Here is a 13,710-nt window from a genome sequence, read left to right on the forward strand (position 1 = left end):
GGGTGGCGATGCCACCCGCCGCCGTCGTCGTGCGGGCCGGCGAATATTCGAACGCGGCGGTGAGCGGCGCGCGCTATGGTCATCGGGCGCGGGGCGGCTCACGGTGTGCTTCCTTCTCTCACTTTCCCTGAACCAGGGCACCGGCTTCCCGCCCCGCCCACGCAAACCGGCTCACCGGCCCGGACATGGGGACCGGGCACGGGACCGGGTCCCGGGCGGCTCCCGGGCGTGCTTCCTTCTTCTGCGAAGTCGCTTTCCGCGATGGATTTCAGCGCGCCCAATTCCCGCCCCGCACATCGACCAGGGGGAGACAAGGATGTCCACGGCCACGACCGCAGCCACCTCCACCGCGCCGCGCACGCTCGCGGCCGTACTGCTCTCCCGCCGCGGAGCCGTCTACCTGCCGGCCGCCCAGGCGGAGTCGTCGTTCGACGCCGTCGCGGGCGTGGCGCTGCTGGAAGCGGACCTCCTCGACCGCGGTCACCTGATGGCGCCCGCGCTGCGGGCCGCGCTCACCGAGCGGAGCGAGGCCGCGCTGACCGCGGCCGGGCGGGCCCTGCTGGCCGACGTCGACCAGGCGCTCGGCGCCGACCGGCCCCACGAGCCGCTGTTCCGCGACTTCCCCACCAGCACGCCGCGGGACACCTTCGCCTTCTACGTCGACCGTGTCCTCACCCTGCTCTTCCAGCACCCGGAGCAGCCCTGCGTGCTGTGCGGCACGGAGGGCGCCGTCCACGCGGTCTCGCCCTGCGCGCACCTGGTGTGCCGGTCCTGCTTCGACGGCGCGGACTTCTCCGCGTGCCCCGTCTGCCACCGCCGGATCGACGCGGACGACCCCTTCCTGCGACCGCGCCGGCCGCGGCGCTTCGGCGGGCTGCGACGCGCGTTGCCCGAGCGGCTGCGCGTGCTGCAGTACGGCGGCGACCTCGCCGCCCGGGACGCGGACGCCACGGAGGAGATCCGCGGGCTCCTCGCCCGTACCGGCGCCCTGGGCCCGCATGACGCCGACGACCTCACGGCCCTGCTGGAGACCCGCGACCGGGCCGCCCCGGCGTGGCTGCCCGAGCAGATCCCGGGCCGGGAGACCAAGGCCCGGGTGCTGGCCTGGCTGCTGGCCGATCCCGCCGCGTACGAGACGAGCCTCCCGGCCGTCGCGGCCCGCGTCGACACCGCGACGGACGTGCTGCGGCTGCTCGCCGTGCGCTCGGGCGGCGACCCCGGCCTGGTCGACCTGCCGCGCTTCGGCGCGGTGCCGAGGCCGCTGCGGCGCGCCTTGCTCGGGGTGCTCGACGGACTCGCTCCGGACCTGGTCGCACAGGACATGCGCCGGCACCGGCACGCCTGGCTGCGGGCGGCGGAGCTCCTGCACCCCTTCGAGCACGCGGGCCGTTTCCCGCGGGCGGCACTGGCCGTCGCGGCGCTGCGCGACACCCGGCTCGCGGACGGCGACGCGCTGACCGCGACCCTGCGGACGGCGGCCGACGGCGCGCCGCGGATCGACGCGACGGGGACGACGGTACGGGTGCACGGCTGGGCGGGCGGGGTCGAGGCCGCGCTGGACGCCATGGACGTACCGGCGGCCGTCGCGCTGCTGGGCCGGCGGCCGGGCGAGTTCGTACGCCGGCTCGACCACCTGCTGCGGCTGTCCGAGGCCGCGGAGGCGGACGTGGTGCTGTCGGCGCTGGAGACGGCGGTGCCCCGGGTGTCGCCCGCGGTGCTGCTGTCCGCGCTCGGCGCCCTCCGCAGCCGTCCGCACGCGGACGGCACCCGGGTGTTCTTCCCGAAGGGCGGCAGCGCCAAGGCGCACCTGGCGGACGACGACCGGCTGCCGATCGCGGCCGACGTGGTCGGGAAGGCCGTGGCCGTCCTCCACGCCGAGGTGCTGCGGCGGGCGGCGGAGCGGGAGGCGGTCGACGTCGCCGTCGTGGACGCGGGCCTGGACGGCCTGATCGCGCCGTTCACCGAGCGCACCGCCTCACGCGCCCTGGTGACCCTGCCGCGCGGCAGCGAGCTGCCCGTGCCGGACGGGAGGACGGTCCGGCTGTTCCTGCACTGGATGGAGAGCGAGCGGTCCGGACGGACCGATCTCGACCTGTCCACCGCCCTGTTCGACGCGGAGTGGAACCCGGTCGGCCACTGCGACTACACGCGCCTGCGGTTCGCGGAGGACGCCGCCGTGCACTCCGGCGACCTCACCAGCGCCCCCGCGCCGCAGGGCGCCAGCGAGTTCGTCGACCTCGACCTGGACAAGCTGGCGGACGCCGGGGTCCGCCACCTGGTCGCGGTGGTCTTCTCGTACAACAACGTCCCCTTCGAGGACCTGGCGGAGGGCTTCGCCGGGCTCATGGCGCGCGACGAGCCCGGGGACGCCGGGCCGGTCTTCGACGCACGCGCCGTGGAGCAGCGCTACGACCTGACCGGACGGGCCCGCGCGAGCGTGCCGCTGGTGATCGACGTGGCGGCCCGCACGATGCGGTGGCTCGACGTGGTCAAGGGCGTCACCGGCACCGGCCACTGCGTGGCGCGGCACGGCGACGACCTCGCCGCGCTCGGCAAGGCCCTCACCACTGTGTTCGCCTCCGGGGCCCGCGTGGGGCTGGGCGAACTGGCCGTCTGGCAGGCCGCGGCGCGCGCCGCGACGGTCCTGATCCGGCACGCGGACGGTTCCACGACCGCCTACCGGCGCCGGGAGGCCGAGTCCGCGGCGGAGTTCGCCGCGCGGATCGGGACCCCGTCCGGCGACCCGGCGGACGGCGCCGTGCCGGAGGCGGCCCGGCTGGCGTACCTGCTGCGCGGCGACGTCGCCGTGGCCGAGGGCGGCGAGGTGTTCGCGCTGCACCCGGCGGCCCTCGACGCGGCGAAGGCGCGGCTGCTGTCGGCGTCCGACGTGGTCGCCTCGCTGGCCCCGGCCCCGGCCGCCGGCTGAGGCGCTACGACGCGTACTGGCCGTCGAGTTCGAGGCGGCGGCGCAGGTCGCGGACGTAGGGGCGCAGCGTGCTCTCGCTGAGGGGGCCGCCGTTGGGGCTGGAGATGCCGTACCGGTCCTGCAGGATCAGGCCGAACTGGCGGGCGTTGGGGAAGTTGCCGAACTGCTGGTGGTAGGCCCGGAAGGCGCGGTCGTATATCTCCTCGCGGGAGGTGTCCTCCGTGACGGGCTCCGGCTCCGGCTCGGGGTAGTAGTCCGGGTCGGGCTCCGGGGCGAACTCGCTGCGGGGAGTGGGGATCACGCCGTTGCCGTCGGCGAGGGCGCGGCGTCGGTTCCCTGCGCCGACCGGGGCGGTGATCGGGGCGGTGACCGGGTCGACCGCGGGGGCGGGCGCCTGGTACGGCTCCGGTGCCTGGTACGGCTCAGGTGCCGGTTCCGGCGCGGGAGCGGGGGCCCGGTACGGGACCTGCGGTTCGGCCAGGACCGGTTCGGGGGCCGGTGCCGGGGCCGGGACGGGCTCCTCGGGTGCGGGCGCGGGTGCCGGTGCGGCCTCCGGGGCGGCCTCCGGGGCGGGCAGCGCGGCGACGGCGGGGGCCGGCAGCTCGATGCCCGCCGCGGCGAGGCCGATGGCGGCGGTCTGCTCCATCGGCACCCCGTACCGGGCGAGCTTCAGCGGCATCAGGGCCTCGACCGGGGCCTTGCGGCGCCAGGCGCGGCCGTAGCGGGCGCGCAGCCGGGCCCGGTAGACGAGACGTTCCTGCTCGACCCGGATGACCTCGTCGTAGCTGCGCAGCTCCCACAGCTTCATGCGCCGCCAGAGGCGGAAGGTCGCGAACGGCGCCAGCAGCCAGCGCGCGAGCCGGACCGACTCCATGTGCTTGTCGGCGGTGATGTCGGCGACCCGGCCGATCGCGTGCCGGGCCGCCTCCACCGAGACGACGAAGAGGATCGGGATGATGCCGTGCATCCCGACGCCGAGCGGGTCGGGCCAGGCCGCCGCGCCGTTGAAGGCGATCGTCGCCGCCGTCAGCAGCCACGCCGTCTGGCGCAGCAGGGGGAACGGGATGCGCAGCCAGGTCAGCAGCAGGTCGAGCGCGAGCAGGACCACGATCCCGGCGTCGATGCCGACCGGGAAGACGTTGGCGAACCAGCCGAAGCCCTTGCGCAGCGCCAGCTCGCGCACGGCCGCGTACGAGCCCGCGAAGCCGATCGCGGCGATGACCACGGCGCCCGTGACGACCACACCGATCAGGATCCGGTGCGTCCGGTTCATGCGTATCGCGGACACCCGCGACCCTCCCAGGCTCGGAAACTGGCCTGCCCAGCCTGCCACACGGGGCAACGGGCAGGTTGCCCAAACGTGGTGAATCGGTACAGCGGATCCCGCAGTTGTTACGCGTTCGCCGCCGCGACCGCGGCGGCCGCCTCCTTGGCCGCCTTGAGCGCTCCGGACCTCAGGCCGGACTCGGCCGGGGTCTTCGCGTCCTCGAGGCCCGCGCCGTTGTAGGTGAGCACCAGCACGGCGTTCCCGGTGCGGGCGACGACCGTGACGTCCCGGTACTCCTCCTTGTCCTTCTTGACCGACGAGGTGACCGCGGTGCCCGCGTCCCACACGCCGTCCACCGTGACCGGCGTGCTCTTGGCGCCCTTCGCCTTGCCGGCCTCGGCGACCTGCTCGGCGTAGCGCTCCTTCGCCTGCTCCTCGGCCGAGCCGAGGCCCGCGACCGCGTCGTAGCGCTGGAGCGAGACGTCCAGCCAGCGGTACTGGTAGCCGTCCAGGCCGTTCCAGGAGCAGCCGCCGCGCTCGTCGCGCTCGGCCGAGTGCGCGGGGGTGCCCGCCGGCTTCTTGGCCTTCGGAACCAGGGACTTGACGGTCTTGGCGCCGATGACCCGGCACGGGTCGGGGAGTTCGGCGTACCTGGCGGCGACGGCGCTGGGCGACGGTGACGCGGACTTCGACGCGGGGGCGGATGCGGCCGCCTTCTGCGCGTCGTCCTTCGACGAGTCCGAGCCGGAGGAGCAGCCGGCGACGAGCATCACCGGCACGGCCGCGCCGACGAGCAGGCGGGCGAGGTGCGGGGCTGATCGGTGCATGGGTCCTTCGCTCATTTCGGTGCGTGTCATGTCATGGCACAAACGGCCAGACTACGCGCTTCGCCTCATTCGTCGAGTTGATCTGCGAGCTCCGCCGCGACCTGGCGGGCCCCCAGCTGCAGCTCCTCGCTGGGCGGTTCGACCGATTTGTCCGTTGACCACTGCGAGAGTTCGACGGTGACCAGGACGTTCGCCATGCGGAAGACGACGGTGACGTCGCGGTGGAGTCCGGGGCCCTGGTCCTTGAGGACGTCGTCGAGGAAGGCCCCGTCGCCGAGGTCGTCCAGGGTGCGCGGGGCGGTCTCGCCGGTGGCCGTCACGGACGGCGAAGGGGAGTCCGGAACCGCCGGGCTCCCGGCCTGCGAGCTGGGCTGACCCGCGGTGGCCGACGCGGACGCGACGGCGTCGGCCGGCGCCGCGGCGGCCGGGATGTGGGCCTCCGCGGCCCGGCTGTCGTAGTCCGCCGTGGCCTGGCTCTCGTCGCTGACGGATGTGTCGTACGACACGACGCGCTCGAGGTCGATCCGGAGGTAGCGGTTGCCGAGGTCGGTGCGGCCGGTCCACTTGCAGCCCACCTTGCGGTCCGTGTCGAACGTCACGGTCGCCTCGCCCGCGTCGTCGTCCGCGTCCGGGACGAACTTCCCGAGGGTGTCCGCGGCGACCGAACCGCACGGCTCGGGCAGCACCCGGTAGCGGCCGGGCGGGGCCGCCGGGGTGGACTGCCTGCCGTCCGCGGTGTCGCCGTTGCGTGCGCCGTCCCCGGAGCCGCCCGACCCGCTGCACCCGGCCAGTGCGGCGACGGCGAGCGCCGTCGTGCACGCCGCGGCCAGCAGGCCCCGGATCCGGTGGACGCGGTCTCCCGTTGGCTGCACTGAGGTGGCCCCTTCCTCCGGCGGTCGGTCCGGCGCCCGTGTAAATCCCTTGGCGGGGGTGGGCGACGGGTAGACACAATGTCTACCGCACGCGCTGCGGCCGTCGCCGGATCATGGGGCTGTATGGCTGACTTCACCCTTTATTTCGCTTTCCATTAAGACGTGTTGTTTGTGTTGCCTTGATGGATTCCACCGTCCGACCCAGGGGGGAACGAGATGTCGTACACCGAAGTGCCCGGAGTGCAGGTACCGATCCGCATGTGGACCGACCCGGCCGCGGTCGAGGGCGTCGCCATGCAGCAGTTGCGCAACGTCTCCTCGCTGCCGTGGATCAAGGGACTCGCCGTCATGCCCGACGTCCACTACGGCAAGGGCGCGACGGTGGGCTCGGTGATCGCGATGCACGGCGCGGTCTGCCCGGCCGCGGTCGGCGTGGACATCGGCTGCGGCATGAGCGCGGTGCGGACCTCCCTGACGGCGAACGACCTGCCCGGTGACCTCTCGCGGCTCCGCTCCAAGATCGAGCAGGCCATCCCGGTCGGCCGCGGCATGCACGAGGAGGCCGTCGACCCCGCCCGGCTGTACGGCCTGCCCTCGGCCGGCTGGGACCGCTTCTGGGACGGCTTCGACGACCTGGCCGAGCCCGTCAGGTTCCGGTACGAGCGCGCGACGAAGCAGATGGGGACGCTCGGCTCCGGCAACCACTTCATCGAGGTCTGCCTCGACGAGGAGGGCGCGGTCTGGCTGATGCTGCACTCCGGTTCGCGGAACATCGGCAAGGAACTCGCCGAGCACCACATCGGCGAGGCCCAGAAGCTGCCGCACAACCAGGGCCTGGTCGACCGCGACCTGGCCGTCTTCGTCGCGGACACCCCGCAGATGGCGGCCTACCGGCGCGACCTGTTCTGGGCCCAGGACTACGCGAAGCGCAACCGCGCGATCATGATGGCCCTGTTCCAGGAGGTGCTGCGGCGCGAGTTCCGCAAGGCCAGGGTCACCTTCGACGAGGTCATCTCCTGCCACCACAACTACGTGGCGGAGGAGCGCTACGACGGCATGGACCTGCTCGTCACCCGCAAGGGCGCGATCAGGGCGGGCAGCGGCGACCACGGCATCATCCCGGGCTCCATGGGCACGGGTTCGTACATCGTCCGCGGGCTCGGCAACACCGACGCCTTCAACTCCGCCTCGCACGGCGCGGGCCGCAAGATGAGCCGCAACGCGGCGAAGAAGCGGTTCTCCACGCGGGACCTGGAGGAACAGACCAAGGGCGTCGAGTGCCGCAAGGACTCGGGCGTGGTGGACGAGATCCCGGGCGCGTACAAGCCGATCGAGAAGGTGATCGAGCAGCAGCGGGACCTCGTGGAGGTCGTCGCGAAGCTCAAGCAGGTCGTCTGCGTCAAGGGTTGAGCCCGGGCGGGTGGGTCCGGGGCCGTGCGCGGCCGCCGGACCCGCCGGTCCCACGGCGACGGTGGGTGCAGCGGTGACGCCCCCGCCGGGCGGTTACGGCTCCCGGTGCACCCGGTGCTGGGCGGCCTGGGCACGGGGGCGGACGACCAGCAGGTCGACGTTGACGTGGGACGGGCGGGTGACCGCCCAGGTGACCGTGTCGGCGATGTCCTCGGAGGTGAGGGGCTCGGCCACCCCCGCGTAGACGGCGGCGGCCTTCTCCTCGTCGCCGTGGAAGCGGGTGAGCGCGAAGCCCTCGCTCTTGACCATGCCGGGGGCGATCTCGATCACGCGGACCGGCTCACCGAGCAGCTCCAGGCGGAGCGTGCCGGCGAGCGCGTGGGTGCCGTGCTTGGCCGCGACGTAGCCGCCGCCGCCCTCGTACGGGGTGAAGGCGGCGGTGGAGGAGAGCACGACCACGGTCCCGTCGCCGGAGGCGATCAGCCCGGGCAGGAACGCCTGGACGGTGTGGAGCACGCCGAGGACGTTGACCTCGTACATCGTGCGCCACTCCTCGGGGTCGGCGGTGGCGACCGGGTCCGCGCCGAGGGCACCGCCGGCGTTGGCGAACAGGACGTCCACCCGGTCCAGCGAGGCGGCGAGCGCGTCGACGGCGCCGCGGTCGGTGACGTCGAGGGCCACGGCGGCGGCCGAGTGGCCCGCGGCGGTGATCTCCTTGGCGAGCGCCTCCAGGCGGTCTGCGCGGCGGGCGGTGAGCACGACGTGGTAGCCGGCTTCGGCCAGCCTGCGGGCGGTGGCGGCACCGATGCCGCTGCTCGCGCCGGTCACGACTGCGGTACGGGGGCTCATGGTCGTGCTGCCTTTCGCCGGTCGGGAGGTCGGGAGGTCGGGAGGGGCAAGTGCCCGCCTACGCTTGCAGCATAGGCGCGGTGGTGCCGAGCGCTCTCAGGGCGGTCCGCCGGGTGAACCACGGAAGGAACACCGGCTCCCCGCCGCTGAACTCGGCCGCCCGTACCGTGCCCGGCGGCCGTCAGCTGCGGATGCCCGCGGTCGGCCGGGTCATGTGCCCTGCCTCCCCGGCCCACGCGGTGAGGGCGGCGTCGTGGTCGCCGCCGGCGGCGCCGTCGGCGGCCCAGGCGACGTAGCCGTCGGGGCGTACGAGCAGCGTGGTGCGGCCACCGTCCGTACGGGTGACGTGGACGGCGCGCGCGTCGGCGGGTCCGGCCGCCGCGCCCTCGGGGGCGACGAGCACGAAGCGGCCGGCGCGCAGGGCCTCGTACAGCCGGCCCTCCCGCAGCGGCAGGTCGGGGGCGCGCCCGCCGGTCAGGGGGTGGGCGCCGCGCGGGGCGGGGTAGGCGATGCCGATGCCGGTGATCGCGCCCAGGGCCCTGCGGCGCAGCGGCGGGAGGTGGCCCACGGCCAGGGAGACCAGGTCGCGGAAGGTCCGCTGGAGGGCGTTGTGGGCCATGGCGAGCCGGATGATGCCGCCGCTGCTGCGCAGCACCGTCGCGCCCACCGGGTGCCGTTCGGCCTGGTAGGTATCGAGCAGGGCGTCGGTCGCGTGGCCGCGGACCACGGCGGCGAGCTTCCAGCCGAGGTTGGCGGCGTCCTGCAGGCCGGTGTTCATCCCCTGGCCGCCGGCGGGGGAGTGGACGTGCGCCGCGTCGCCGGCGAGCAGCACGCGACCGACGCGGTAGACGGGCACCTGGCGTTCGTCGCTGTGGAAGCGGGAGAGCCAGCGGGCCTCGCCCATGCCGTGGTCGGTGCCCAGGGCGCGGCGCGTGATGGCGCGGACCTCGTCGAGGCCGACCGGGTCGCTGTCGGGCCGCTCGCCGGTGCGGTCCCAGCACATCACGCGGTACCAGCCGTCGCCGAAGGGCGCGAGGAAGGCGAAGGCGTCGCCCGTGCCGCCCACGGTCAGCAGTTCCGCGGGCGGTTCGGCGAGCCGGACGTCGGCGAGCACGATCGACCGGATGACGGACCGGCCGGGGAAGGGCAGGCCCAGGGCGGTCCGGACGGCGCTGCGGTGGCCGTCGGTGCCGACGGCGTAGGCGGCGCGCCGGGTGGTGACGGCGCCGTCCGCGGTGCGGACGTCGAGTGCGACGCCCTCGTCGCCCTGGCGTACCGCGAGGACCTCGGCGCCGTGCTCGAAGCGCACGCCCGCGGCGCGGGCCCGGCGCTCCAGCAGCCGCTCGACCTCGTACTGGGGGGTGATCAGCAGGTACGGGAAGCGGGAGGGCAGCTCCGCCAGGTCCAGCGACAACCGGCGGAAGAGCCGCAGGCCGCGCAGCCGGTGGCCGGTGGCGACCAGCTCGTCGGCGAGGCCGCGGGCGTCGAGGAGCTCGAGGGTGCGGGCGTGGACGCCGAAGGCCCGGCTCAGGTTGCCGTGCCCCGGGCCGCGGCGCTCCAGGACGGTGACGGGGACGCCGGCGGCGGCCAGGTCCCCGGCGAGCAGCAGGCCGGTGGGGCCCGCGCCCACGACCAGGACCCCGGCCGGGTGCTCCCCGGTGCCGGTGGCGGTGCGGGTGGCGGTGCGAGTGGCGTCGGTGCGGTTCTCGGTGGTCACGGCGGTCTCCTCGGATGCCAACGCTTGTAGGCCAACGCTTGTAGGCAAACGTAGCCCCGCCGCTCTGGCGATGTCAACAGTCGTTGGCCTACAGTTGTGGGCATGACCACGACGTCCCCCGCCCCCCGCCGTTCCGACGCCACCCGCGCGGCGATCCTCGCCGCGGCTCGCGACCGCTTCGCCGCCGACGGCTACGAGCGGGCGACCATCCGCGCCATCGCCAAGGACGCGGCCATCGACCCCTCGATGGTCATGCGCTACTACGGCAACAAGGAGGGGCTCTTCGCCGCCGCTTCCGAGTTCGACCTGCGCATGCCGGACGTGACCGCGGTCGCGACCGAGGACGTCGGGGCCGTCCTGGTCGCGCACTTCCTGGAGCGCTGGGAGGAGGACGAGACGCTGACCGCGCTGCTGCGCGTCGGCGTCACCAACCCGGCCGGCGCCGAGCGGATGCGGTCGATCCTGCAGCGGCAGCTCGCACCGGTCGCCGCCGCGGTGTGCCCGGACCCGGAGCCCGGCCGCGCCACGGAACGCGCCGTGCTCGTGGCCTCGCAGATCCTCGGCATGGCCGTCAGCCGGTACGTGCTCCGCTTCCCGCCGGCCGTGGCGATGCCGCGCGAGGAGGTGGTGGCCTGGCTGGCGCCCACCGTCCAGCGGTACCTGACGGCTGCGGCGCCCTGACCTCCGCGGAGGGGCCCGCGGACATATCCGCGAACGAAGGAGTGACGACGCATGGAGCCGAAGAACGTCCTCGCGGTCGTGGCGCCGCACGTCGGGGGCCGCCGCGTCGGTGCCACCCTGGCCCGGCTCTTCGAGGGCCGGGCCGTCGTGACCGTCGTGGAGTCCGCCGACGAGGACCCGGCCGCCCTGGCCGCGGCCCACGTGATCATGACCGCGCTGGGCCCCGTGGCGGCCGGGCACCTCGCCTGCGCGTCCGCCCTGGAACTGGTCCAGTGCACCGGCCACGGCCACGAGCACGTGGACGTCGCCGCCGCCCGCGCCCGCGGGGTGCCCGTGTGCACCATCGGCTCCAGCGGGGCCGAGACGCAGAGCGTCGCCGAGCAGGCCTTCGCGCTCATGCTCGCGCTCGCCAAGCGGACCGTCCCCGCGCACGAGGCGCTGTCCCGCGGCGAATGGCCGCTGCCCCGCCTGCAGCGGTCACTGACCGAGCTGGACGGCAGGGTCCTCGGCGTGATCGGCCTCGGGGCGATCGGGCAGGCCGTGGCCCGGCGGGCCGCCGCCTTCGGGATGACCGTCCGCTACACCTCGCGCCGGCCCGTACCGGCCGCGACCGAGCAGCTGCTCGGGGCCCGCCGCCTCCCGCTGGAGGAGCTGCTGGCGACCGCCGACTACGTGTCCGTCCACGTCCCGCTGACCGACGCGACCCGGCATCTGCTCGACGCGCGACGGCTGGCGCTGCTCAAGCCCACCGCCTTCCTGGTCAACACCGCGCGGGGCGCGGTCGTCGACCAGGACGCGCTCGCTGACGCGCTGGAGGCCGGGCGCCTGGCCGGTGCCGGGCTCGACGTTTTCGACCCCGAACCGCCGCCGGCCGGGATGCGGCTGCTCCACGCGCCCAACGTCGTCCTGTCCCCGCATGCGGGGGGCGCCACCGGGGACACGGTGGCCCGGATCGCGCTCGCCGCCGTCCGCAACGTCGTGGACTTCCTCGACGGCCGCCCGCCACGCGACGTGGTCCCCGCCACGGAGGACTGAACCGGCCCGGCTCAGGCGCTCTGGTCGCCCTCGACGTTGGTGCCCGGGCCGAGCCCGGCGAGCGCGTCCTTGGCCACCGCCAGGGCACCGTCGCGGACTTCGGACTCGTCCGGCGCCTTCTTGTTCTCGAAGTCGCTGCCGTTGTAGGTGACGGTCACGACCGCGTTCCCCTTGCGGAACACCACGACCGCCTCGCGCGTCTGCTGCTTGTCCTCGGTCGTCAGCTCCACGGACACGGAGGCCTCGTCACCGATCCCGGACGCCGTGGCCGCCTTCTTCAGGCGCTTGTAGGAGGCCTTCGCCGCCGCCTCGCCGTCCTGGCCGCCACCGGTCGTGGACACCTCGAAGGTCACGTCGAGCCAGCGGTAGTCGAAGCCCTTGAGGGCGTTCCACGAGCAGCCCGTGCGGTGCGAGGGGTCCGTGAGGGACAGTTGCTTGCCCGTCGTCTTGGCCTCGGGGACCAGCTTCTTGATGGTCGCGGTCTTGATCGCGGTGCACGGCGCGGGCGGCTTGGAGTACGTGGCGGGCGCGTCTTTGGAGCCGTCCGAACCGGAGCCCGAGCCGGAACCGGAGTCCGAACCCGCGCCGGAGTCCGACCCGGACGGCGCGGTGGAGCCGGTCCGGGATCCGTTCGCCGACGTGCGGCCGGGGTCCTCGTGGGACGAGGAGGCCATCGTCCAGCCGACGATGGCGAGTATGGCGGTGGGCAGCAGACGAGCCGCCAGGGTGAGGGGCAGGGACGCCACGGCGGTCTTCTCTTCGTCGATCCTGAGGAACCTGGGGCTGAGGAGGTGAGCGTGGGGGACGTGGGGCCTGAGCGTACGACGTGAAGATGAGATTGCCATATGAAAGTGGCCCGGGAACAGACCAGGCGCGTAGGGGTTGCGGTACCGGGCGTGACGGGTGTACCCGCGCGCCCCCGAAAATCCGGGCGCGCCGTGGACGCGCCGACGTCGGAACGGGTGCCGTGACGGACCGGCCCCGCGCACGACCGTGACAGCGTGGGAGCGCTCTCATAGCATGCGGGGACATGAAGAGCCTGACCAAGCGCGCCCTCACCGCCGGACAACTGGCCGCCCTGCTCCGGGAGTCGGCGGGCCTCGGCTGCAGCGTGGAGGCCGAGCTCACGGACGGCTGGTTCAACGCCGCCTACCGGGTGCGGCTCGACGACGGGCGTCCGGCGGTGGTGAAGATCGCCCCACCGCCGGACGCCCTGGTGCTGCGCTACGAGCGCGGCATCATGGCCACCGAGGTCATGGCGCACCGCCGGATTGCCGCCCTCGGCGATGTGCCGCTGCCGGAACTGCTGCACGCGGCACCGGACTTCATGGCGCTGTCGGTCCTGCCCGGCACCCCCTGGGACAAGGCGGCGGACCGCCTCCCCGCGGACCGGCAGGCCGCGCTGCGCCGTGAACTGGGCCGGATCGTGGCGCGGCTGCACACGCTCGCCCCGGAGGACGGCCGGTACGGCTACCCGGCCCCCGAGGCCGGGCTGTCGGCGGCGGACTGGCCGACGGCCTTCGGCGCCATGGTGGAGGCGATGCTGGAGGAGGCCGTGCGCTGGAGCACCCCGCTCGGCGTCGCCCCCGACGAGGTCCGCGCGCTCGTCGCGGAGGGCGCGGACGTCCTGGCGGAGGTGACCGAGCCGCGGCTGGTCCACTTCGACCTGTGGCCCGGCAACGTCTTCGTCGCCGACGACGGCTCCGTCGTCACCGGGCTCATCGACCACGAGCGGGCCTTCTGGGGCGACCCGGTGGCCGAACTGGTCTCCCTGGCCTTCGGTGGCGACACCGGCCCCGACAGCGACCTCGTCGCCGGCTACCACGAGGCGGGCGGCACCCTGGACTTCGGGCCCTCGACGCTGCACCGGCTGGCCCTCTACCGCGTCTACCTCGGTCTCATCCTGGTCGTCGAGTGCGGCCCGCGGGGCTATCCCGCCGACCACGCCGACCACGTCCGCGACGTCCTCGGCCGCTGGGTCGCGGAGCTCCGGGCCGTGCGGCGGGGCTAGGTCGTGTCGTCAAAATGAGCTCCCCCAGCTCCGCTGGGAGGTGCCCCCAGGTGCGGTGCATCGCAAGGCGGAGAGTCGTCTCGTAGTGGGCTACTTGGACGATTCGACGACTCCC

Annotated in this window: 11 protein-coding genes; 5 read left to right on the forward strand and 6 right to left on the reverse strand. The window is 74.3% G+C overall.

Features of this window, described 5'->3' with window-relative positions; translation table 11 throughout:
- Positions 1–316: 316 nt before the first annotated feature.
- Positions 317–2,926 (forward strand): MXAN_6230/SCO0854 family RING domain-containing protein, encoded by a 2,610-nt coding sequence (locus PV410_RS33040; protein WP_500329432.1) that lies wholly within the window; start codon positions 317–319, stop codon positions 2,924–2,926.
- Between the two features lie 4 nt (positions 2,927–2,930).
- Here the strand turns inward: PV410_RS33040 and PV410_RS33045 are convergent, their stop codons facing one another.
- From PV410_RS33045 to PV410_RS33055, 3 genes are all read right to left on the reverse strand, one after another.
- A complete protein-coding gene (locus PV410_RS33045) occupies positions 2,931–4,199 on the reverse strand; it encodes a DUF2637 domain-containing protein (RefSeq protein WP_500329539.1) in 1,269 nt (422 codons plus the stop codon).
- Positions 4,200–4,318: 119 nt separating this feature from the next.
- Positions 4,319–5,020, reverse strand: coding sequence for a DUF3558 family protein (locus tag PV410_RS33050; protein WP_500329433.1), 702 nt, complete (start codon positions 5,018–5,020; stop codon positions 4,319–4,321).
- A gap of 65 nt (positions 5,021–5,085) precedes the next feature.
- The gene (locus PV410_RS33055) at positions 5,086–5,892 is read right to left on the reverse strand and encodes a hypothetical protein (protein WP_500329434.1); all 807 of its coding nucleotides are present in this window, start codon (positions 5,890–5,892) and stop codon (positions 5,086–5,088) included.
- 216 nt (positions 5,893–6,108) lie between these two features.
- Between PV410_RS33055 and PV410_RS33060 the strand changes: the two genes are divergently transcribed.
- Positions 6,109–7,302 (forward strand): RtcB family protein, encoded by a 1,194-nt coding sequence (locus tag PV410_RS33060; RefSeq protein WP_500329435.1) that lies wholly within the window; start codon positions 6,109–6,111, stop codon positions 7,300–7,302.
- A 93-nt stretch (positions 7,303–7,395) separates the two neighbouring features.
- On the opposite strand, the gene PV410_RS33065 is transcribed toward PV410_RS33060, so the two are convergent.
- Together PV410_RS33065 and PV410_RS33070 are read right to left on the reverse strand one after the other, a co-directional pair.
- Positions 7,396–8,151 (reverse strand): SDR family NAD(P)-dependent oxidoreductase, encoded by a 756-nt coding sequence (locus PV410_RS33065; RefSeq protein ID WP_500329436.1) that lies wholly within the window; start codon positions 8,149–8,151, stop codon positions 7,396–7,398.
- A gap of 181 nt (positions 8,152–8,332) precedes the next feature.
- Positions 8,333–9,868, reverse strand: coding sequence for an FAD-dependent oxidoreductase (locus PV410_RS33070; protein WP_500329437.1), 1,536 nt, complete (start codon positions 9,866–9,868; stop codon positions 8,333–8,335).
- A 102-nt stretch (positions 9,869–9,970) separates the two neighbouring features.
- Between PV410_RS33070 and PV410_RS33075 the strand changes: the two genes are divergently transcribed.
- Positions 9,971–10,549 carry a TetR/AcrR family transcriptional regulator gene (locus PV410_RS33075; RefSeq protein ID WP_500329438.1) on the forward strand — a complete coding sequence of 193 codons (579 nt, stop codon included), beginning with the start codon at positions 9,971–9,973 and terminating at the stop codon, positions 10,547–10,549.
- A 51-nt stretch (positions 10,550–10,600) separates the two neighbouring features.
- Positions 10,601–11,584, forward strand: coding sequence for a 2-hydroxyacid dehydrogenase (locus PV410_RS33080; protein WP_500329440.1), 984 nt, complete (start codon positions 10,601–10,603; stop codon positions 11,582–11,584).
- An 11-nt stretch (positions 11,585–11,595) separates the two neighbouring features.
- On the opposite strand, the gene PV410_RS33085 is transcribed toward PV410_RS33080, so the two are convergent.
- Positions 11,596–12,330 (reverse strand): hypothetical protein, encoded by a 735-nt coding sequence (locus PV410_RS33085; RefSeq protein ID WP_500329442.1) that lies wholly within the window; start codon positions 12,328–12,330, stop codon positions 11,596–11,598.
- A 284-nt stretch (positions 12,331–12,614) separates the two neighbouring features.
- Between PV410_RS33085 and PV410_RS33090 the strand changes: the two genes are divergently transcribed.
- Positions 12,615–13,595: a phosphotransferase family protein gene (locus PV410_RS33090; RefSeq protein WP_500329444.1), complete on the forward strand. Its 981-nt coding sequence runs from the start codon at positions 12,615–12,617 to the stop codon at positions 13,593–13,595.
- Positions 13,596–13,710: the final 115 nt, after the last annotated feature.

This window comes from Streptomyces sp. PA03-5A (assembly GCF_033792725.1).
Lineage (GTDB): Bacteria > Actinomycetota > Actinomycetes > Streptomycetales > Streptomycetaceae > Actinacidiphila.

Coding starts and splice junctions, on each gene's coding strand:
- PV410_RS33040 (WP_500329432.1), top strand. CDS start 317: ATGTCCACGGCCACGACCGCAGCCACCTCCACCGCGCCGCGCACGCTC.
- PV410_RS33045 (WP_500329539.1), bottom strand. CDS start 4,199: ATGAACCGGACGCACCGGATCCTGATCGGTGTGGTCGTCACGGGCGCC.
- PV410_RS33050 (WP_500329433.1), bottom strand. CDS start 5,020: ATGCACCGATCAGCCCCGCACCTCGCCCGCCTGCTCGTCGGCGCGGCC.
- PV410_RS33060 (WP_500329435.1), top strand. CDS start 6,109: ATGTCGTACACCGAAGTGCCCGGAGTGCAGGTACCGATCCGCATGTGG.
- PV410_RS33065 (WP_500329436.1), bottom strand. CDS start 8,151: ATGAGCCCCCGTACCGCAGTCGTGACCGGCGCGAGCAGCGGCATCGGT.
- PV410_RS33075 (WP_500329438.1), top strand. CDS start 9,971: ATGACCACGACGTCCCCCGCCCCCCGCCGTTCCGACGCCACCCGCGCG.
- PV410_RS33080 (WP_500329440.1), top strand. CDS start 10,601: ATGGAGCCGAAGAACGTCCTCGCGGTCGTGGCGCCGCACGTCGGGGGC.
- PV410_RS33090 (WP_500329444.1), top strand. CDS start 12,615: ATGAAGAGCCTGACCAAGCGCGCCCTCACCGCCGGACAACTGGCCGCC.